Source organism: Photobacterium sp. BZF1 (assembly GCF_014349205.1).
Lineage (GTDB): Bacteria > Pseudomonadota > Gammaproteobacteria > Enterobacterales > Vibrionaceae > Photobacterium.
Map to the genome: position 1 here is coordinate 18,029 of NZ_JACSOF010000052.1, position 21,329 is coordinate 39,357.

Here is a 21,329-nt window from a genome sequence, read left to right on the forward strand (position 1 = left end):
CAATTAACCTAATATAAATGATTTATCAGCGTTTTTAATAATTTCATCTCTTGCACTTCGGTAAGCTACATTTGCATCATGTAATAACGCTTCATTTAATTCAACATTACCGTCTGTTTGCTTATTATCTTTTTGAATCTTGCCTGAAAATAATTCCTCAGAACTATCGCCAGAGAACCTACTTCCAGTTTGTTTCATTTTCTTATATTCAGGAGAAAGTGGTTCATTTAGTTTCATATTATCTGATAAGAAGAGTAGCAAACTTTGAGTATCCTCTTTTATCGCCTCAGCATCAAAATAAAGATAACCACGTTTTAGCTTTTGGCTCATAGATGCCAACTCATTAACTCTTTCTATATAGTATCTGACTGAATATTCTGGGTTGCAATATTGATGACTTGGATCTATGCGCTCATAATGCCTAATTATTGATTTAACCGTCTGTTCTGGCTTTCTTATTGAAAAAATCGGGAGTATATCGCTCTTATTTACTAAATCAGTAGAAACATAATGTTCATTATGCAAAACTTTATCAAATAAAAACCTTGCAGATTTTTTTACAGGATGGTCTGAATAATACAACAGTTTTGCATGATAAACACTTTTCCAGCTAAAATAGCCCTTATGCATCTCATAATAACCTTCTATTTCATTATGACTGCCCAAGACATGGCCAGTTAAACTAGTGTATGCACGCATATGACTGAGAAGTAATACTAAGCTACGCTTGTTAGATAACTTGTGCAAATGTCTAACTTCACTAATTGTGAACATCTATTTAGCCCTCCCTTTTCTAAACCAGCAAAGTACTGTAAACATCATCCATTTTAACGTAAATGAGATACTCAGTGCTTCTTTTGCGTAAAAATAAGCAAGATCCCTTTTACCAGACTTAATCAGTTCTTCACAGATATGCTTTAAAATATATCCTTTTCTCATTTTATTGAAGGTAATTACTTCAGAATTTTCAGCAAAGAGAATACTTTTTTCAGCTGTACGCAATTGAAATAAAAGTTTCTCTAGTCGGTTTGTTTTTGTTGATGCGTTTGTTGATTTGCTCTTATCTGGGACATTGTGAATCGCAACAACCCGACTGTCATATAAAATTGTGCTCGATTTATCAATAACTCTTAGATAAATATCCCTATCTGGCTCATACCGCAAGTTTTCATCCATCCCACCGACTGAAAGATATAAATCACGTGAAATAAGACAGACATTTTGATGAGGAAAACCAGACGCTTTAAATAGTTCTGAAATCGAAACTTCAAATATCTCATTTGATAAACGAGGATCTTTTTTATCAAGCTTTTCTCGTAAATTTTCAACCCAGACGTTGTTAATTTTTTCTCCTTCGTGGGTGATTGCTTGCTGGTTAGCTATGTAAAAGTCTGAATTACTCTTTTTAATAGCAGTTGAAGCAACACTCAAGAAATCAGGGTCACTCCAATAATCATCATCGTCTAGAAAGCCAATGAAATCCCCTTTAGCCTCTTCTACCCCTTGGTTTCTAGCAAAACAGTGGCCATGTCCACGTGTACGTTCGATAAGATTTAGAAATTTAACGGCTGGATATTCAAGTTCAAGCGCGTCATATTCACTTCTAAAGTTCTGATTACTACCATCATTTACAACGATGACTTCAACATTTTTGTAAGTTTGGGCAAGCACAGAATCCAGTGCTGCTTTGAACTCAACAGGTCGGTTTCGTGTCGGAATTATAATAGAAAATAAAATATTTTCGTTTTCCATAACTATATTCCCTTTATAGATACCTAAATTAAGTATCCATATCTACATGTGTTTTATTTTGCTTCTATAATAAACAACTTTTTTCATTGTTGATGAAACTAGATTTGACAAAAGCTTGTTAATTTTAACTTCATGTACATCACCAATCGTATGAAACAATTCAGGTTTGTTTAAAATAATGTTTGTGAGGAGTGTTTCTTCATCATGAGCATAGTTATCATTATTGATGTCTTTTAATTCTTGGATAAAAAGCTCTTCAATTTCTTGCCAAACAATAGGGTTCCCGGCTAAAAAAGAAGCCGATATTGGTATGCTAACACCCATGTAACTCAAGCTACCAGATGTATAATGGCTTAATTTATTCATCGGTAAGGATTGTTTTGTAAAATTCCAGTTACTTCTTACAAAAGAAAACCGCTCAGCACTACAATCTATCCAACAATATAGTTTATACTCTTCGTTTAAAATTATATCACTACGAATAATTTCATTAACAAGGAATATTTTACTTAACCATATTAATAGTAGTTTTTGATAATTCTCCCTACCAGCGTGTTTTAGATCACGATAGTAATGTATGACCCCTTTTTCCATACTCTTTTTATAGTCAATAGGGATTGGTGAACTATACATTCTTTCAGCGGCACATATGACACTGTCTATATATTGCTGTGCCGGTAAGTCATGAATATTCTTCTTTATGATTTTTAGTTTAATATTCCACTTTTTTGATAACCCCGTCACTACCTCTAAGATCTCATCATCATCAGTAAAAAAAATCAAATTGGAATTCTTTAACAGCTGAAAAGTTCTTTCTATTCCAAATAAGTAGACACTTTTAGCTTTCTTAACATTTGTACCAACAGTCCAGTAACCGCTTATGTAAACCCGATCCATTGATTGTCTACTTGTGTTGTTCATTTAAAATTCCCACATACGATTCATTGAGCAAAAGGTCATATTATTTTTACAGAAATATCTATCCTTACAGTATATTTTATAGGGCATCTTATTTATTGGATTTGATGAATCAAAGAAAAGTCTATCCTTGATTTTTATGAAGCAGAGAACAAGGCCGTTTATAGGAACTAGGTAAAAATTTTTGCTACTCGCCTCTGTGTCATCGACCTTCGAAACTGAAATAGGTTTTAATGGTGAACACACAATTCCTAAACACAGTCTAAGTCGAACAGTCACAATCATTCTGAAGTCCTTTCTTCGATTGTTTACCAAATGTAACCAATATCATAATAAAAGACTATGAAAGCAGAATTTGCAAATTTTTCCCCTTTCGAGCTTCTGACTCTACGAAAACTGGATAAATTTTATCTGGAGGAAGTTTCTATCAACAGATACAGTCGAATAGAGTACTGTTTTATAATGTAAAATTTCCATGTTTCATCTATCTAGAGGTATTTTGAATATTTGTAAAAAGATAACGTGGATTAAGCATCACTAACACAGTTTAAAGTAGTGATATCAACACTGGAGCCACAGGGTTGCACTTAGCTCATGGCAATACAACCTTCGATTGTGATCATTAGGATTATGTTGAACTAAATGAGGAAAGCTTTGCTAAATTACACTAGGGAAGCGCATAGAGTTGATGGCATTTTTTTACCATCTAATTCCACATAAGCATGTGAATATGTTGACGACCAGACCATCAATCTTTAGTTCTTTTTGAGTTTGTGCTAACTGAGTTTACTACACGATACACTTGTGAAAGTGCTATTCCTCAGTAACAAATGATGAGGATACTGACAGCACAGGTACACGCCATCATCCAAGGTAGCACACCTAAACAGCAAACCCCAGTCGTAACTAGACGAAATAACCAACTTGAAAGAAAAAAGTATTTAGTTAAATTGAAAAGCCCCAGATAGGGGCTTTACAATGCTTAAATTAGGAAATCTTCAATTGATTTGCCTTCAGTTTCGATAGCTTCTTTTATAGGTGATGGCATACGACCTTGGCCAGTCCAAGTACGCTCTTCACCATCAACAATGAACTTATACTTAGCAGGGCGAGGTGCACGTTTAGATTTTTTAGGTGCATTAGCCAATGTCCCTAATAACTCTTCAGGGTCAATACCATCAGCAATAAGCATTTCACGGTAAGCTTTGAGTTTTTCTTCTTTTTCTTTATCAGCCTTTAGAGATTCAGCTTCAGCTTCTTCTCGCTCAGCAACCACAGTTTGTAGCTTCTCAAGTGCTTCCTGAAGTTGTTCTAAAGTAAACTCCTCTCGTGCTGTTGCACGCAGAGAACGCAAGTTTAATAGTGTTTTAAAAATGTCGCTCATAATTCTAATTTTGATACTTATATTTTAAAGGATAATCACTTTACACTAAAATTAAACTTTATACTATTTATTATTAATGACAATTGTTCCAACGAACTTTTGGAGGTAATAATCAAACGGTATTTTCAAAACGTGAAAATTAAGAATTAATCGCTATTCACAACGTTGTTTACCTGGTACTAAATGATGAGAGCTGAGTCGGCTTTACCATCGCCACACCACACCCAGACAAAATCTCATTAATAACAGAAGCTTAAAGTAAACCACCATTATTACACAACTCTTGCTAACACCTATTAAGAGATCATTCTCATCGGCAAAAAATTACTGCTATTTGATATGGTTTCAAACCATTTGATGTAGTCCAGTACTGATGACTTAAATGTGCTGAGCTCTTTTTCAGAGTGTACATAGGGTGTTAGGCCAATCTTCACACTTGGTGAGTGGAAAGATAAGATAAATTCACTTTGACCTATCCTTAACTGGTTTTCTGTTGCGGCTATCATATGTTTAAGCGTAAAACCTTCTGGTGAAAGTCTATACTTTTTGACCCCAAATGGTTTTGATAACAGCCTTAACGCCCTATTTTCGTTAAAAACCCGGAAATGCTCAGGGTTGGAGTTTAAGTGGTCTTCGAAAACCTTGCTTGATGCCACAACAGAACATGTGTGGGGGATATAGTAGATATCATTGCTAATATGAGGTTTACACGTATATTGACTGAAGTCAGGTCCCTTAGCGTGAGAAAAGTTTGTATATGCACTAATGCTCAAATCAACTTTATACCCCAATGACTTTAAAACTTCCGTTGTATTTTCTCCAATACCATAGCGTCCTGCAAGATAGGTAATTGGCCTTATACCTGTTTCGTCTTCAATCGAATCAGTTAGACGCTTAAGCTTTTCATATTCCATTTTTTTGGTAAGGTTACAAGGGAAGGAAAAATGATCAGATATCCTATCGCAATCATCCTCAAACGGTGGAGTTACCCATGGGTGTAAATGAGAGGCAAACTCTATGCACTCACCCGCATACCCCTTAAACTCGTTGATAACTTTTTTACCACCTTGACTTGTCACAAAAGGATAATCCATCGCGAGAGTCACTGTTCCACCGCAATGTATAATTTCATGTATGAAATCAATTAGGTTATCATGATGGGTCACTTCAGTATTTGAACGGTAAAAACCACCATCCCAATCAAATTCTTCTTCGGCATGAATAACTATATTTAGCTTAGGTTCAGTCATTGGGTCGACTCTCTATATATTTTCATCAGATTATCTACAGAACGTTTAATTTGATCATAACAATCACTCACAGTATTGACATCACCATGATAAGGATCATCAATCTCTAAAGTCAGAGGGTCATTTTCATCAAGCAAGTCTGCTGCACAGAATGAATGATTAATCCTGTAAAACTTTTCAATAATGTTTCTGTTTTTTTCATCGAAGAAAATAATTATGTCCGTGTCCCTGATATCTAACTGTGTTAGACATTTTGAGCTATGTTTTGATAAATCATAATCCATTTGTGATGCTGCTTCTATTGCTGTTTCAGGGCTACTTCTAAACTCATCAAGGTGAAAACCATAAGAATCTAATTGAGGTTTGGTTATAATCTCATGAAACTTATCATTTAAGTACTCTTCAGCAAATGGACTACGCATTATATTGCCGTAGCAGACAAAAATTATTCTTCTTTTTGCATTGACGATAAAAAGCCGTCTAAGCTTTTTTTCCATTACATAACGACGACATTTTGTATAAATTGTGTTTTTGAAAAAAGGTTTTGAGAGTTCTTTTAATATCAGTGATAACTCGCTAATGTAAGGCTTTACATCACGAATATCTAAGGAATCAATGGTTTCTTTAGGTGTTAACACCTTGCCATATTCAGCTAGTCGATAACTAAGGTGTGGCAGTGCTTTCAACTTACCCTGCAGTTTGGCTCTTTTTTCAAATTCTCTCTTGGCCTCATATAAGTCATTCGTCAATGATCGTGCGGTTATACCACGTTTATATTCTCTCTGTATCTGTTGGGGCGCTATACCATAACAAAGATAGTCCGCATACAACCTGGGAAAATCAACCCCTGCATAAATCGCTAATGGTAACCCTCCCCAAAACCTTGCATTAACTTCTACAAGTATCCACTCACGACTGGTTAAGTTTCTCCTAAACTCAAACATTGCGACGCCAGTATAGTTTGTCCTGCTACACATGCTTTCCGTTGCGGAGAGTAATTCTTCGTCGATGTCTATGCTTTCTCTATATGAGCTCCCCCCGCCAGAATCGGGCTCAGCAACCCTTTTGTAAGCGAAGGCCGCTTTTAATTCACCATTAATTGAAAAGACAGAGACCCCTTCTCCTTTACCACTGAAAAACGCTTCTACGAGAAAAGGATCATTTGACTGTGCGGACGCCTGAGATTGATGGTAATCACCCTCAGATTTGACGATAACGACCCGGTTTCTCTTGTGTAGTTCACCTTCATCAAATGACTGTAGCGGTTTGACAACAAATTCATTACCAAACGTTTTCTGTAATGTTGGATAATCATACTGGGCCAGCGCTACCACTTTGCCTTTTGCTACAGGAATACCGCACTCTTGGGCAAGTTTCTTCGTTTCCCACTTGTCGAACAGTACGTCCAATGCTTCTTGGTTTGCGATAGCCAACTTGGTGCTGTCCGGCATTTTATCTTTAGATGCCCAAAGGGGATACATTGCCCTCTCGTCGCAAGGAATGACAAGATCAAATTGGTATCTTTCGATAAGCGCCAATACATTCTCTAGCCACTCTTGGTGTGAATACGCCTGATAGTTGTAGTAGTAGGTATTTGTGATGTATTTACTCTTTAAAGACGGACTTGTTCTGTCGTAACAGACAACATGCACTTCATATCCCGCCTTACCTAATGAACGTATAACAGAAAGGAAACTCCTCGTATCCTCACCGAGAATTAATACTTTTTTCGTATCCATCCCTTTCAGCCTATTCATAATCGCTCACTTAGACTTCACTAAATTTCCCTTTCAGGTGTACGTAACACCACCACAACCTCTTTAGATTAGGATGGCACACAAAACACCACCAAACCAAACAAGTCTATCACTCTCTATCGTACTATTTTGTTATGCATCGCAATGGTTGCATTTTGAATAAGGCTATACACAAAGCCATATTCTGGGATTAATTTTTTTGTCAGCACAATTACAGCTACCATCGAGACTATATATGTCATACTACCTGCCGCTACCAAGATCATTAGATTGATGACACGACCAAAATAGAATTCATCAGCAATAACATTGAGTACATTCACCATTAACGCAGCAGGCAACATTGGGACAATTAAGAGCGTAAATTGCCTTAAAACACTGACTTGCAACACACATTTATACACAGCAATGAAAATGACAATGAAGGGCGCAACCAATTGGATCCTTGCTGAAGTAAATGCCTCTAAATCCATCGTTCCATTCATCGCCACCCAAGACAAACAGCCAACAATTGTACAAATCATGACAATGTCTATCGCAACTAAATAAAGCTGCTTAGACAAGTTAGTCAACACCGTCTGTAAGCCTATATTCAATGGCATTGTCAACATTGATATCGTTAGAAGGCCTAATATAGGCGCTGCACTTATCCATCTTTCCCCTAAAACAACAACGGTAAAATCTTCACTCAGGGTATAAATTCCGAATACGGAGGGGACAACCAGCAAATATGACATCGCCAAGTATTTTAAAATACTGTCATTCAGCTCTTTGCGAGAGTCTCTGATTTTCGTTACCCCGGAATACAGTGAACTTGTTGCGGGCGCGATGATTTCGGTAAACGGCAACCATGCAAACTCCTCACTCACTCTGTAAACACCCACAGAGCTACTCGGAAGGAACCGGGAAATCATCAAGGTCTCAATCCGTGATCTGATATAACCCGACGTCACTGACAGTAAATGCCACTTAGAAAACCCCCACTGCTCTGCCCACAACGCCGTTGACCAGCGAGGACGATAACTATGGATGCGATAAGAACCAAGTACAGTAAGGACCTCGCTTACAATCACTCCTATAACGAGTGCCCAATAACTTTGTAACATTAAGGCGAGTAACAAAGTAACGGGAACGACAGTCATCTTCACTGAGATAGCCAACTTCGCAAGTGGCTGGAAATCAAGATCACGTTCGAACTGTACTAGGCCAATATTTTTGAAGGAGCTTATTAGGGGTAACAGGCTAGAAGCTAAAAGGACGTCAACTAAAACGGGTTCATTCATCAATTTTGCAACTGATGGCGCCAATATAGCAATCACAAAACCACAGCCGAATTTGAGCACAATGTTAAGCGACCAAGCGCTATCTAACATTTTATCGGTACAGTCTTTAGACTTGATCAAATACTTTTCCGTACCAGCATCTGACAACATAGAAAAAAAAGCAATGACGATACTGGCCAAGGCGGCGACACCAAATGCTTCTGGATCAAGCAACCTCACCAAGCACAACGTACTAATCAGGCCTATTGTCCTATTTAGCCACTTAGTCAGGAGGTTCCACAGATAACCAGAAGCGACTTTTTTTAATAACCTATCAGCCATGTCACTCACCTATACCTTGATCCTGACTAGGTGAGTGTACTGTGAGTTCAACCTCATCCTTAAAGGCACGTACTATTTCCCACTACTCATTTCTGAGGGTAAGAAACGCTGCTTAACTCTCCGAAGGGCATTTTCTACAATAAGGGAGGGCCTTTGATGCTCGTATTGGCATACTGACAATGCCCCTTGTCTATTTGAGAATGTGGCCTTGTACCTTGCCGTCCCCCCCATAAAATCATAGGACTCAAGCCCCTCCTCTAGCGCTTTTTCAATCAATAAATAGTGAGAAACCATCCCAGGTTTAAATTGTGCCCCCGAATGGCTGTAATTGATTGCGCAGAGATAGAAGTAGACGTGATTACCGTATTTGAAGTTATAAATCACAGCAATAGTCTCGTCCCCAGCCTTGATATGATTTAACTCTATAGCACCGCTTTTAATTCCTTCAGCGATCAATTCCTCGTGAAAAGCAACAAACTCAGGGTTGGCAAAGCCACTACATTGCTCTTTCCCCCCCCACCGGGCAAGATGATACGGTTTTGCAATCAGAAGCATGTCATGTGCTTCGGCAGCATTGCTAGCTTTGGTGACAGATATACCCCCGAACTTCTGATAATTTCGAATACTCCGCTGTATCTGATATCTCGCGTTGCGAGAAAGCGTTTCAAGAACCGATTGATTCGTCTGCCTGAGTTTGTGTAGGTCAAGTGAGTAATTACGCGTTTCCCACACCTTCCTTTCATGAAGTCCTAACTGATTAATGCAACTGAACTTTCCATCATCACTTGCCCCGATGACAAGTGCTTCCCTTTTATCAAGAGAATGGACAACACATGAGGCCATAGCAGTGCGAATTCTGGACTCGTCTCCAGCCACCATAAGGAAGTCATTGTACTCTATCCACACCTGATCCTGACTGATCACGCCAGTCCGGTGGAGGTAATATTTGGCACGCAGTCCGAACAGGGAAGAATGCGTTTTTTGATTTATAAGAATGCCTAAGCCGACTGTAACACCGGCATTTCTAGCCTCAATGACTGAAAAATCACTTACAAAATGCTTGAGCCAGGTGCCAATCCACAACCAGGACAAGAAAAAGTTCGGAGCTGCCCGTGCTTCCAAATCAGACCACGCCCGACTTAGCCACTCCTTGCTTGGGTTTTGGTATATTTCGCACTGGAGGTTGTTCCGCTGTCGTATTGTCAAAATTCATCCTTAAATTCGCCTTTTACAACCGTGTTGTGCAAGCACTTGAAATACAACTAATTACCTAACACTAACCGTACAGTTAATCAGATATAAATTTTCACTTTATTCACTTAATATTTATACATTTAACTAATAGCGTCTATTCTAAAAATGTCTATAAATTTTTTGTCATTGTTGAGAAAATTATGTCTTATAGAACATCCCAAGATATTAAAAAATTTACAATCGTTGGTCTTCTCACCATCTCTTCTTTGTATTCAACCACTTCTTTTGCAAATAAGTACATAGAAAGTGCTGAATCATACCTGAGTAAAAATGAAGTCAATGCGGCGATCATTGAACTCAAAAATGCTATCCAACAATCGACAGAAGACGCTCTTCCTAGATATATGCTTGGTAAGTTGTACCTTGAGCAAGGTAACTACCAAAGTGCCGAGAAAGAGCTTTCTAAGGCACTGAAATTCGGTAGCGATGCAAAAAACATATATCCTCTACTTGCCCAAGCGATGCTCAATCAGAACAAGTTGGAAGAAGTTATTCTGCTCTTAGATGAATCACAGGCTGAAGGTATAACCCGCTCTCCAGATTTATTGGGTATGGCTGCCATTGCAGAAATTAGACTTGGTAATCGTGATGCTGCTGAGCTCTTATTGAAAGAAGCCGGAAACTCCTCTCTTTACTCACAACTCGGTAACGCAACACTATTAGCTGATAAAGAGGACATTGATGGTGCATTAGAAATCGTCGACGCCTTGACGAACGACCCTACAGCCAACAGTGATGTATGGCTTTTTAAAGGACATTTAGAATCAGCGAAGCAAGATTACAAGGCAGCTTACGAAAGTTATAGTACTGGCTACGAAATGTCACCCTATGCACTGCAGTATACGCTGTTCATTGCGCAAGTACTCGTTAACGACAAACGATTCGAAGAAGCAGGGCCACTTGTAGATAACCTACTTAAAATCAATGACCAAAGTGCCATTGTCAATGAACTTAAGTCTATTCTCCTTTATGTTGACCAAAACTACGCTGATGCAAAATTACATGCTGATCGTGCTATCAACAACGGCTCTAGAAACCTCAGGGTATCGACAATATCAGGTGTATCTGCTTTCCAACTTGGTCAGTATGAGCAAGCCCATAGAGTGTTTTCAAGGATCACCCCCCTAGTCAATGACACCCATATTTCTCACAAGCTTTTGAGTGTTACACAGCTTAAGCTTGGGTATGTTGATGAGGCTGTCGAGTCCTTAAACAGTTTCAATATCAATTCAGAACAAGATAGCAACTTTATTTCCAAAGCCAGCTTAGAGCTATCTAAGATGGGCCGAAATGAAGAAGCTTTACACCTAGCACAGAAAGCATCCCTTGCTGATAGCAGCGAAACTGAAGCGGCATTAGGGCTTATTAAGCTGGCTAATAACGATATATCAGGCATAGATAACCTGCAAAATGCACTAGATACCAACCCTAAGGCCCAAAGCGCAAAACTAGGTTTAGCCTATCACTACTTGAAACTCGGTAAGCTAGATGATGCACAATCAAATGCTGATAAATGGCTATCAGAAAACCCTCAAGATGAAACGGCACTCCTCATCAAGGGATTGATTGAAAAGTCACGAGGTGACATTGAGGCTGCAGAAAAACACTTCATTGCAGTTAGGGAACTTAACCCTAAGAGCATCCAGCCAATCTTAGCTCTAGCTGAAATGAAGGCCTCAGATGGCGACCTAGAAGAAGCATTAGCTTTAACTCGAGAGGCCAAAGAGATCGCCCCGGAACACTACAAAGTAAACAGACAGTTCTTATCCTACAGCCAACAGCTAGACCGTCTACAGGATGCAATCGAACTTCTAGACGCTCAAATAGACAAAGACCAATTTAATCCAAACCTTAAGGTTCATAAAGCTCAAGCTCTCATGTTGCAGGAAAAGGAGACCAAAGCTATAAACTTGCTTGAGTCGGTATCCGAAGCTGATAAAAATGAATATGTATGGGAGTTGCTAGGCAATATTTACTACACCCAGAATAACACGCTCGATGCAGAGAAAAGCTACCAGAAGTGGCTAAAAATCAAGCCATACAACCCGGTCCCATACCTAAGGATCATTCAGTTATCTGCACAAAACAATCAAATCGTAAAGGGATTAGAGTTCTCTAAAAAAGCGCAAAAAGCTTTTCCTCAAGACGTTAGATTTCCATTGATGAAAACGGCGTTACTCATCAAGAAAGGTGACTTTTCAGCTGCAAAAAAAGAATTAAACGCACTTCCTGAAAGCGTTCGCGATACAGCATACACACTACGACTAGACGGCATTATCCTCGTCTCTGAACAAAACTTCTCTGCTGCTGTGGATGTACAGAAAAGAAGATATGAATTGATGCCAAATGTTCAAACAGCCAGTGAGCTGGCATCTGCCTACTCATTAAATAATCAAAATACAGAAGCGCTTGCCTTTTTAAAGGATGTTATAGAAAAACATGGTGAACAAGCAGAACCGCTGAAAATAAAAGTCGCTGAATTACAGCTCAAGTCACATCCTGAAAAAGCGATTGAGCAATACGAAGATATTATTGCTAAAGAGCCAGATAATGTCATTGCCCTCAACAACTTAGCCTGGCTATACCTCGATAGCAAAAAAGTTGATCAGGCTTGCCAACTTGCGGAAAAAGCTTATAGCCTTGCCAATAGAAGCGTTGAAGTCACTGACACTTATGGGTACTGCCTATTAAAAGCAGGAAAAACCAACAATGCCTTAGAGCTATTGGAGTCGGCGTACAAAGCGAGGAAAAATAATGCGGAGATTGCATTGCACTTTGCCGAAGGATTAGTCTCAGACAACAAGCTCAAACAAGCGAAAGACATTTTAGATCGAGTTATCACCGACGAGCCAAAGTTGGTTGCAACCAAATCTATGCTTGAGCTTGAAATCAACAACTTAGAGCAATAATGCAAAAATATATTAACGCCCTGCTACGTAGTAGGGCGTTTTCAAGGTATATTCAGTATGATGATTCGAATTGTTAAAACCTGCCTGCCATTATTGATTCTGATGGTTACCAAAGCAGCATTTGCCGGCTTACCGGAAACAATTCAGAAAATAAAACCTTCAATTGTGGGGGTTGGCACTTATAACAGGCTAGCCTCACCTAATTCACAACTGCTTGGTACTGGTTTTGTGGTTGGCAATGGCCAACTTATTGCGACAAACAGCCATGTTGTCCCCACTACTCTCAACCACAATCAAAGGGAAAAGCTCGTTGTTTTTATAGGACAAGGACGCTCACCTGAAGTTCGTAATGCAACGCTCCTTACCCGAGATGAAACACATGATCTGGCGTTGATTAAGATCTCAGGGCCACCTTTGAAACCATTGACCCTCTCTCAGCATAGTGTTCGTGAGGGGGAGCTATTTTCATTTACTGGTTTTCCAATTGGCGCTGTACTCGGGCTATATCCCGTCACTCATCAAGGGATAATATCCAGTATTACTCCGATTGCAACCCCGGTTAACTCAACCCGAGAACTATCAATCAAACAACTCAAAGCCTTGAGAAATCCGTATAATGTCTACCAATTTGATGCAACGGCGTATCCTGGAAATAGCGGTAGCCCCGTATACAACCAACAAACAGGAGAGGTCATCGCCGTTATCAACAAAGTCTTTGTTAAATCAACAAAAGAAACACTGCTATCAGACCCAAGTGCAATCACATATGCCATACCTGTCAAATATTTGCGACAATTAATTCATAGACATAACTAGAAAAATTACAGTCACAAAATATACTTAACTCAAAGTATAATAATTATGGCTATAACCAAAATGACTGTACTCAAGTTTTCGACATTAGTTATTTACTCACTATTTATTGGGTACGTTTCTTTGTTGGATAACTCCTCTCCCACCTCTAATGTACCTAGCATTGATAGTTTTGGTATAAGCCATTTAGATAAAATTTTACACTTAGGCGCATATGGCCTTTTTGCCAGCATTGCTGTTCTAACATTTAAGAATAAAGTCATTCAGTATCTATCATGCCTCTTTATCATTATATTTAGTGCTTTACTCGAGTACTTCCAATCAACAATATACCTAAGACAACCATCTCTTACTGATTTTTTGGCTAATTGTATAGGTGTTATTCTAGGACTAGTGTTAATTAACTATCTATCACCATTCCTAAGCAAAAAGTTTGTTTTTTTCAAACACCACCTTTAAGCCAACTATCAAAAAACCAACGCAAGATACTGATAAATAACAACCTTATCTCCAAGCACAGCTGCAATAAAACGTTTATAGCTTAATATTCCTGCTCAAGACACTGAAATAGACCTTATACATAATGCATATATCGAAATCTACCAAATCACTTACAAACCTTTATCATCATATATTCCTTTAACAAAACCAACCACATTAAAAATAGAGCATATATTTTTCACTTTCTTGACTTCTTTTCTATACTGATAAAAGGAGACAGTTTATTGGATGCAATACAACATAACTAAAGGAACTAGGATATGGATATTACACTCTTGTCATTACCTACTACATCTAGCTCCCTTCTTTTAGATTTTTTGTATCCCCGCGCAATAGAAGATTATCTAGCTAACACATTGAAGACAGGCAAAACATTCTTTTATTAAGTATCTTTATTATGGATAAAATATTACCTGTTATACTCGCAGGTGGCTCAGGAAGTCGCCTATGGCCGATGTCACGTACACATCTACCTAAACAGTTCCTGTCACTCGTTGGTGATTCAACGATGCTCCAGAATACTGTGAATCGCTTGATCGGCATTGAAAGTTACCCTCCTCTATTTATTTGCAATGAAGAACACCGGTTTCTTGTTGCCGAACAGTTGAGACAAATAGATAGAGAGCATAGTGGAATTATTTTAGAACCTGTAGGGCGAAATACTGCACCGGCTGTGGCTCTCGCTGCTTTAAGGGCCATTGAAAGTGGCACCGACCCCCTGCTATTGATACTTGCAGCCGATCACGTTATCAAAAACACTGACAATTTCATTCAAGCTGTCAGTACTGCGAGTAAATTTGCTGATCTCGACAACCTCATCACCTTCGGCATTATTCCCCACCATCCAGAAACAGGTTACGGCTACATCAAAAAAGGGGAACTATTGTCTAAAGACACCTTTCGCGTTGATACCTTTGTCGAAAAACCCGATCTGGCCAAAGCGCAATCATATTTGGCATCAGGCGATTATTACTGGAACAGTGGAATATTCTTATTCAAAGCGTCTGTTTACTTAGATGAACTCAAGGAAAACAATCCAGATATCCTTAATGCTTGTAAGCTCGCGTTATCTGAAGCGCAAAGCGATCTTGATTTCATAAGGCTAGACACTCAATCATTTAAGGATTGCCCGAGTGATTCAATTGATTATGCCGTGATGGAAAACACGACTAAAGCAGTCGTCGTTCCTATGGATGCCACCTGGAGTGATGTGGGATCTTGGTCTGCGCTTTGGGAAATCAATGACAAAGACAGTGATGGCAATGTCACCAAAGGCGACGTTATCACTGTTGAAACCAATGATTGTCTTGTGTATTCCCAGAACAAACTTGTCTCCACTGTTGGGGTAGAAAACCTTATTGTTGTAGACACCAAGGATGCAGTTCTCGTCACACACAAAGATAAAGTACAAGACGTCAAACACGTCGTTGATAGCCTAAAAGATTCATCCAGAAGTGAATACCTTCAACATCGTGAAATCTACCGCCCTTGGGGAAATCATGATCATATCGCCGAAGGTGATCGATACCATGTGAAAAAAGTTACCGTTAAACCGGGAGAAAAAACAGCAACCCAAATCCATTACCACAGAACTGAACATTGGATTGTCGTGTCAGGTACTGCAAAAGTAACCAACGGTGATAGTTCCTATTTGGTCAGTGAAAATGAATCGACCTTTATTCCTGTTGGAGCAGCCCATTCATTTGAAAACCCCGGAGTGATCCCTTTAGAGCTTATAGAGGTACGCACCGGCAGCTATCTTGAAGAAGATGATATTGTCCGTATCAATGATATAGGGGAAGGTTATTAAAATGGAATTCAATAGCGATGAAATCATTTCGACTTCTGGTATCAAATTTGGAACCAGTGGTGCCCGAGGCTTGGTCTCAGATTTCAACATACCTACTTGCGCAGCATTTACTCATGCGTTCGTAGCCTGTATGAAGCGTCAATTCCTTTTCAAGCGCGTCGCTATAGCCATTGATAATCGTCCTAGTAGCCCATCAATGGCACAAGCATGTGCCAAAGCAGTTTTGCAAGCTGGGCTTGAAGTGGTTTACTACGGTGTCGTTCCGACCCCGGCGCTCGCTTTCGCGGCAATGGATGATGCTATTCCGGCCATAATGGTAACGGGGAGCCACATTCCTTTTGATAGAAACGGATTAAAGTTTTATCGACCTGACGGGGAAATAACAAAGGCAGACGAAGAGGCGATTCTTAACACCAATGTAAACTTCTCTCCTATTGCTGATTTGCCTATTTTACCTATCAATCCATCCGCCTCAGCGGCTTATGTTGATCGCTATACCTCACTATTTGATCATCATTTCCTCACTGGAAAAAGGATTGGTATCTATGAGCACTCGAGTGCCGGTCGTGATTTATACTCTACGATTTTCTCTCTCCTTGGTGCTGAAGTTATTCCGCTGGGACGGAGCAATCAATTTGTCCCTATCGATACAGAAGCTGTATCAGAAGACGACCAAGACAAAGCAAAACAATGGTCTTCCCAGTATCATCTCGATTTGATTTTTTCTACTGATGGCGATGGTGATAGACCTCTTGTTTCAGATGAAAAGGGCAATTGGATCCGAGGAGATATTCTTGGGTTGCTTTGTGCAAACGAAATGCAAATTGAAGCACTGGCCGTCCCTGTCAGCTGCAACACTGCGATAGAAAGTAGCAAACATTTTAAACATGTAGCTCGAACCAAAATCGGCTCACCTTATGTAATTGAAGCAATAACCCATTTAGCGAACAACTACCACTCAGTTGCTGGTTTTGAAGCCAACGGTGGGTTCTTATTAGGGTCAAATATAGAAATCAACAGCCATTTACTCAAAGCACTTCCGACTCGTGATGCGGTCTTGCCAGCCTTAATGGTTTTAGCGGCTTCTCAGGAAGTAAAAATCTCTGAGTTAATAAACACTTTACCATCACGCTCAACCCACAGTGACCGTCTACAAAACTTTGCAACAATCAAAAGCACAGAGATTATTGAAAGGGCAAAAGAACACCCAGAGCCCTTCCTTTCTAAGCTTGGTTTCAAAGATGCACAGATCACGAATATCGATGTTACCGATGGCTTAAGACTGACACTAGTGAGTGGGGATATTATTCACTTACGCCCCTCAGGAAACGCACCTGAATTACGCTGCTATGCAGAGTCAGAATCATCAAGAATTGCAAACCAATTAGTTACTCATACACTCAATGGACTCCGATCAATGTGAGTGGTATTTTCGGGGTAGCTAGTTAGCACTCTATCAGAAGCCAGACAACATTCTTTTGAACTCCATTTGATAATAGCTTGCTCAGGAAGTGGCGAATATTGCCACTCTCTTGGCACGCCTACTTCTCCAAAGCCAAGAACATCCCGCCAGTTAGAAGAATAGATATCCCCGACACTCATTCAAGTGGGTGTGATATCCCCGCTCCTGCGTAATGTGTCTAAAAGTATCGGCACATATCACAGTTTGATAGGCATATTGCAACGCTTATGTACAATAATCCAAATATGCAACTGGATTAAAATCCGCACTACCTTAATAATCAATGACTTGCACATTTTAAATAGTGGTCTTAGGTTTGCAACTGTATCAGCATCATTGTTGAACTACACCTAGTTGGAGATAATCATGACTAATAAAATGACGCTTGCCTTTTTGTTCTCTGCTCTAATGCTTACGTCTCCAGCAAAGGCTGGCCTGTTGTTCACTATTGATAAGCCCGGAGTTCAATCATCTCAAGTGGCTGGAACTCAAATTGTTGAGACATTTGATGACTGGTCAAGAGGGACATTTAGAACAAATCAAAAAACAAGCTTCGGTGAGTATGTAGTACAGGGGACGCCCAAAGTACTTTCCGCTAGACTTTGGGGCGGAGCAGGAGGTACAGGAAACTATCTGTTTATTAGCCCTAAAAACAGCACGAAAGTCACTTTAAACTTCGATTCGCCAGTTGGATACTTTGGCTTTTGGTGGAGTGCCGGTGATAGAGGAAATTTACTACAAGTGAATACTTCTATCGGCATGTTTGACTTTACAACCAAGTCAATCTTCAACTCACTTGAAGATCTTACACCGTACAAAGGTAACCCAACAGATAACTTCAAGGGTAAAAACCCAAAACAACCTTATGGTTATATTAACTTGTTCGCTCAATCTGATGACTACAAGATTAAATCAATCATGTTCCATGGTTCAAACTTCGAAACCGATAACCATACGATTGTATATGAGCGTCAACAACCGACAGGCACAACCATTGAATCTGTTGCAGTATCAGAACCAGAAAGCTTGGGTTTATTTGCACTGGCTGCACTCCCTTTTTTATATATGAGAAGGCGTATTGGGTAATTAATATTTACAGTAACCCGCTGATGTCCTGACCGGTAATGCGTATTTTAGCTTGTTGCTATACCGGTTATGAATGTTGTATAGCTCTCCTACCATCCAGAGAGCTATACAACATCTCTAGCACAGAACAGCTTCCTCTAGTAACCACCGAAAAGGACTTCACATAAGGTAGTCGTTATACCGGTCAACAATCTAAGCTAAAACAAAGAACATTAGGGCAGTACAACTCTTATTGGCTAATCAAAGTTTGATAACACTATTCATTATCTTGTCTTAACGTTTAATTGGCAGAAGCTGGAACTAGATGAACAAACTACTAGAACTAGTAATCCAGATCTTTCATTATGCTGAAAAGCTTATGCCCCAAACCTTCACAGAAGCCGTAAACGGAACATCTGAGCAGTACACCAATAGACTAAGTTAATCTAATCCGCACTTTGTTCTCTTATACGGAATTTTTCCGTAATTCGCCCCCCCATAACTATATGCCGATTCACATAACAGGTTGATACCAGTTGAGTTTCATAATAAAAGGCAGCAGCATAGACGGAATACAAAGACGGAAAGAGTCCGTCTACAAAGCGTTAGTCGCTAAAATTTGAACTAAGAGAAATATGACATTATTAGAAACGTTATTGGCTAGGGGATATTTCCCAAAGGAAGCATTACCTGCGTTTACAACGGAGCATTATGCTAAAGCTATTGCCGACAATTACGATACGTTGCCGAACTTATTTAGGAATAATAAGTTTATCTCAACGTGTGGGATTCACAATGTATCGAGAAAGGGGACTTTAAGAAGAAAATTAGGGATACCAAACCCTGTGAGCTACTTTCGATTAGCAGATGTAATCACAGAAAATTGGTATGACATAGATAAATGTGTTCGAAAGTCTCACCTTTCTCTCACTACACCAACTTCATCTGCTTCTGGCGAGCGGGCTTTTGATCGCAAATATTCCTTAAGTGAGTTACCTGAGTTGCATGCACATTTAAGAAGTCGCTATAAATATATATTAAAAACTGATATTAGCCGTTTCTACCACTCTATTTATACTCATAGTGTTGCATGGTCTTATCATACTAAAGCTAAAGCTAAGAAAAACCGAAGTTACTCACTGTTTGGTAATTTGGTTGACAAGTGCTTACAGGACTCTCAAGACGGGCAAACTATTGGGATACCAATCGGCCCAGATTCGTCGTTAGTTATAGCAGAGTCAATTCTTGCTAGAATTGACGAGCAGTTGAAAGATAAAGGAATTGATTCTGGTTTGAGGTATATAGATGATTATTACCTCGGTTTTCACTCGTTGGGTGAAGCAGAGTCAGCATTGACTGTAATGCAGGAGTTGTTGAATGAGTATGAGCTTGCCCTGAACCCTCTGAAAACAGAAATAATACAGTTACCTGACGAGTTTGAGCCTCTACCGATTTCAGAAATGCGTTCATTCTCTTTTCGCTCTACAGAGGGAGGTCAAAAATCCGACCTCATCCATTACTTTAATTTAGCGTTTCGAGCGGCACGAGAAATGCCGACGGAATCTATTTTGAAGTATGCAGTATCAAGAGTCTATGAGATTGATGTAACGGAAAATAACTACCCTATATTCGAGAGCTTTGTCCTACAGTGCGCAACCGCAGATAGTAGTACACTCCGATTTGTTGCTAATCAACTGATTAAGTATAAACGCAAGGGGTATGAGCTTAGTGTGGCGAAAGTATCTCAGGTTCTCCGTCAGCTTGCTTTAGCTGAAAGCTCTTTGGGTCATGGAAATGAGGTGGCTTATTGTTTGTGGCTTCATTTGGTATTAAATATTGACGTACCAGAGGATGTAACCAAAAGTATCGTTACGATGAGAGATTCCTTTGTAGCCATCTTACTTTGTGATTGCTTTGACAAAGGACTAATGCCTTACACACCAGACTTTGCGAAGTATGAAAGCTTAATGACAAAGGATGAGCTTCTAGGTGATATGTGGCTTTTTGTATACGAGGCTTTATCTAGGAAGTGGTTTAAACCTGTAGCTAGGCAAAACCCAGTAAAGCAGAATGAATGCTTTAACTTTTTACTACGCACCGATGTTCTCTTCTATGATGATTCGATTTCATCGACAGTAATGGCTGAAAGTCCATTTGAAATCGAGCTAGTAAATGGCGGGGTTAGCGGCTAACAAACTGCTCAAGAGGGGTTCGCAACGCGTGGCATTTTCACTATGCGTTGAATTTAGTGATTAAGGTGGGCTGTGGCGGCTTTTGTATTGCGTTGCTCACCCCTTAGCAGGGCGTTGCTTTTCCATACGTGGGCTAATCCGTTACATTCTAATTTAGTAATATAACTGACTCAGTTTTGTCCAACTTCGAGCTAGCTTGGCTAGTTCAGTTCTTGCTTCAACCAGCTTAAATTGCAAGATTTTGGTAGATAAAATCTATTAAGGTTCGTTAAATTTGAATGACGTTCCTATCGTAACTTGTTCGAAGAACTTAAAGATCATGCCTTTTTCAGAAATAGAGGATTGATTAGTGCTTCAGGATAATGAGTGATCAATATCATAGTTTGTATTAATTCATCGTTATAAGTGTGTAGTGTCATGTGTAGTTTGTTGATCAAGGTTCAATAAAACCAACATTAAATAACCATGTGATCTTGGTATTGTAGGAGTTCGTTTTATATGTCTGATTTGGTTGATTTTTAATGGAGTAAGATACTATTGAGGTTGATCTTAGTAATAGGATCACTAAATAGTATATTTTCTAGACAGATTGAGATATCTATACAGTTTTTTGTAGATTTTTCAGTTCACTGAGATAACTTATCCACATGTAAACACC

At 39.3% G+C, this 21,329-nt stretch carries 15 protein-coding genes; 7 read left to right on the forward strand and 8 right to left on the reverse strand.

Going from position 1 to position 21,329, the window contains the following annotated elements:
* Positions 1-3: 3 nt before the first annotated feature.
* The 8 genes from BIZ37_RS13410 to BIZ37_RS13445 form a co-directional block, all read right to left on the reverse strand.
* On the reverse strand, positions 4-774 hold the full coding sequence (locus BIZ37_RS13410; protein WP_187461932.1) for a hypothetical protein: 771 nt from the start codon (positions 772-774) through the stop codon (positions 4-6).
* Positions 775-1,752: a glycosyltransferase family 2 protein gene (locus BIZ37_RS13415; protein ID WP_187461933.1), complete on the reverse strand. Its 978-nt coding sequence runs from the start codon at positions 1,750-1,752 to the stop codon at positions 775-777.
* 42 nt (positions 1,753-1,794) lie between these two features.
* Positions 1,795-2,673 carry a WlaTC/HtrL family glycosyltransferase gene (locus BIZ37_RS13420; protein ID WP_187461934.1) on the reverse strand — a complete coding sequence of 293 codons (879 nt, stop codon included), beginning with the start codon at positions 2,671-2,673 and terminating at the stop codon, positions 1,795-1,797.
* 979 nt (positions 2,674-3,652) lie between these two features.
* Complete coding sequence (locus BIZ37_RS13425; protein ID WP_187461935.1) at positions 3,653-4,054, reverse strand: H-NS family nucleoid-associated regulatory protein; 402 nt, start codon at positions 4,052-4,054, stop codon at positions 3,653-3,655.
* 296 nt (positions 4,055-4,350) lie between these two features.
* On the reverse strand, positions 4,351-5,304 hold the full coding sequence (locus BIZ37_RS13430; protein WP_187461936.1) for a hypothetical protein: 954 nt from the start codon (positions 5,302-5,304) through the stop codon (positions 4,351-4,353).
* Positions 5,301-7,043 (reverse strand): ATP-grasp domain-containing protein, encoded by a 1,743-nt coding sequence (locus tag BIZ37_RS13435; RefSeq protein WP_187461937.1) that lies wholly within the window; start codon positions 7,041-7,043, stop codon positions 5,301-5,303. The genes BIZ37_RS13430 and BIZ37_RS13435 overlap by 4 nt, the downstream gene beginning before the upstream one ends.
* Positions 7,044-7,177: 134 nt before the next feature.
* Positions 7,178-8,665: an oligosaccharide flippase family protein gene (locus BIZ37_RS13440; protein WP_187461938.1), complete on the reverse strand. Its 1,488-nt coding sequence runs from the start codon at positions 8,663-8,665 to the stop codon at positions 7,178-7,180.
* A gap of 72 nt (positions 8,666-8,737) precedes the next feature.
* Positions 8,738-9,787, reverse strand: coding sequence for a GNAT family N-acetyltransferase (locus tag BIZ37_RS13445; protein WP_222939671.1), 1,050 nt, complete (start codon positions 9,785-9,787; stop codon positions 8,738-8,740).
* Between the two features lie 272 nt (positions 9,788-10,059).
* On the opposite strand from BIZ37_RS13445, the gene prsT reads away from it, so the two are divergent.
* The 7 genes from prsT (at position 10,060) to BIZ37_RS13480 (ending at position 20,671) form a co-directional block, all read left to right on the forward strand.
* Positions 10,060-12,828, forward strand: a complete 2,769-nt coding sequence (prsT, locus tag BIZ37_RS13450; RefSeq protein ID WP_187461940.1) for an XrtA/PEP-CTERM system TPR-repeat protein PrsT — start codon at positions 10,060-10,062, stop codon at positions 12,826-12,828.
* A 57-nt stretch (positions 12,829-12,885) separates the two neighbouring features.
* Complete coding sequence (locus tag BIZ37_RS13455) at positions 12,886-13,644, forward strand: serine protease (RefSeq protein ID WP_187461941.1); 759 nt, start codon at positions 12,886-12,888, stop codon at positions 13,642-13,644.
* A 60-nt stretch (positions 13,645-13,704) separates the two neighbouring features.
* Positions 13,705-14,100, forward strand: coding sequence for a VanZ family protein (locus BIZ37_RS30655; RefSeq protein WP_370577357.1), 396 nt, complete (start codon positions 13,705-13,707; stop codon positions 14,098-14,100).
* Positions 14,101-14,539: 439 nt separating this feature from the next.
* Positions 14,540-15,952 carry a mannose-1-phosphate guanylyltransferase/mannose-6-phosphate isomerase gene (locus BIZ37_RS13465; RefSeq protein ID WP_187461943.1) on the forward strand — a complete coding sequence of 471 codons (1,413 nt, stop codon included), beginning with the start codon at positions 14,540-14,542 and terminating at the stop codon, positions 15,950-15,952.
* A 1-nt stretch (position 15,953) separates the two neighbouring features.
* Positions 15,954-17,375, forward strand: coding sequence for a phosphomannomutase (locus BIZ37_RS13470; protein WP_222939672.1), 1,422 nt, complete (start codon positions 15,954-15,956; stop codon positions 17,373-17,375).
* A 405-nt stretch (positions 17,376-17,780) separates the two neighbouring features.
* Positions 17,781-18,500, forward strand: a complete 720-nt coding sequence (locus BIZ37_RS13475; protein WP_187461944.1) for a hypothetical protein — start codon at positions 17,781-17,783, stop codon at positions 18,498-18,500.
* A 614-nt stretch (positions 18,501-19,114) separates the two neighbouring features.
* Complete coding sequence (locus BIZ37_RS13480) at positions 19,115-20,671, forward strand: RNA-directed DNA polymerase (protein WP_187461945.1); 1,557 nt, start codon at positions 19,115-19,117, stop codon at positions 20,669-20,671.
* Positions 20,672-21,329: the final 658 nt, after the last annotated feature.

Excerpts from the sequence above, each read along its gene's own strand:
- BIZ37_RS13430 (WP_187461936.1), bottom strand. The coding sequence starts at position 5,304 with ATGACTGAACCTAAGCTAAATATAGTTATTCATGCCGAAGAAGAATTT.
- BIZ37_RS13435 (WP_187461937.1), bottom strand. The coding sequence starts at position 7,043 with ATGGATACGAAAAAAGTATTAATTCTCGGTGAGGATACGAGGAGTTTC.
- BIZ37_RS13465 (WP_187461943.1), top strand. The coding sequence starts at position 14,540 with ATGGATAAAATATTACCTGTTATACTCGCAGGTGGCTCAGGAAGTCGC.
- prsT (WP_187461940.1), top strand. The coding sequence starts at position 10,060 with ATGTCTTATAGAACATCCCAAGATATTAAAAAATTTACAATCGTTGGT.
- BIZ37_RS30655 (WP_370577357.1), top strand. The coding sequence starts at position 13,705 with ATGACTGTACTCAAGTTTTCGACATTAGTTATTTACTCACTATTTATT.
- BIZ37_RS13410 (WP_187461932.1), bottom strand. The coding sequence starts at position 774 with ATGTTCACAATTAGTGAAGTTAGACATTTGCACAAGTTATCTAACAAG.
- BIZ37_RS13420 (WP_187461934.1), bottom strand. The coding sequence starts at position 2,673 with ATGAACAACACAAGTAGACAATCAATGGATCGGGTTTACATAAGCGGT.
- BIZ37_RS13475 (WP_187461944.1), top strand. The coding sequence starts at position 17,781 with ATGACTAATAAAATGACGCTTGCCTTTTTGTTCTCTGCTCTAATGCTT.
- BIZ37_RS13440 (WP_187461938.1), bottom strand. The coding sequence starts at position 8,665 with ATGGCTGATAGGTTATTAAAAAAAGTCGCTTCTGGTTATCTGTGGAAC.
- BIZ37_RS13415 (WP_187461933.1), bottom strand. The coding sequence starts at position 1,752 with ATGGAAAACGAAAATATTTTATTTTCTATTATAATTCCGACACGAAAC.
- BIZ37_RS13425 (WP_187461935.1), bottom strand. The coding sequence starts at position 4,054 with ATGAGCGACATTTTTAAAACACTATTAAACTTGCGTTCTCTGCGTGCA.
- BIZ37_RS13455 (WP_187461941.1), top strand. The coding sequence starts at position 12,886 with ATGATGATTCGAATTGTTAAAACCTGCCTGCCATTATTGATTCTGATG.
- BIZ37_RS13480 (WP_187461945.1), top strand. The coding sequence starts at position 19,115 with ATGACATTATTAGAAACGTTATTGGCTAGGGGATATTTCCCAAAGGAA.
- BIZ37_RS13470 (WP_222939672.1), top strand. The coding sequence starts at position 15,954 with ATGGAATTCAATAGCGATGAAATCATTTCGACTTCTGGTATCAAATTT.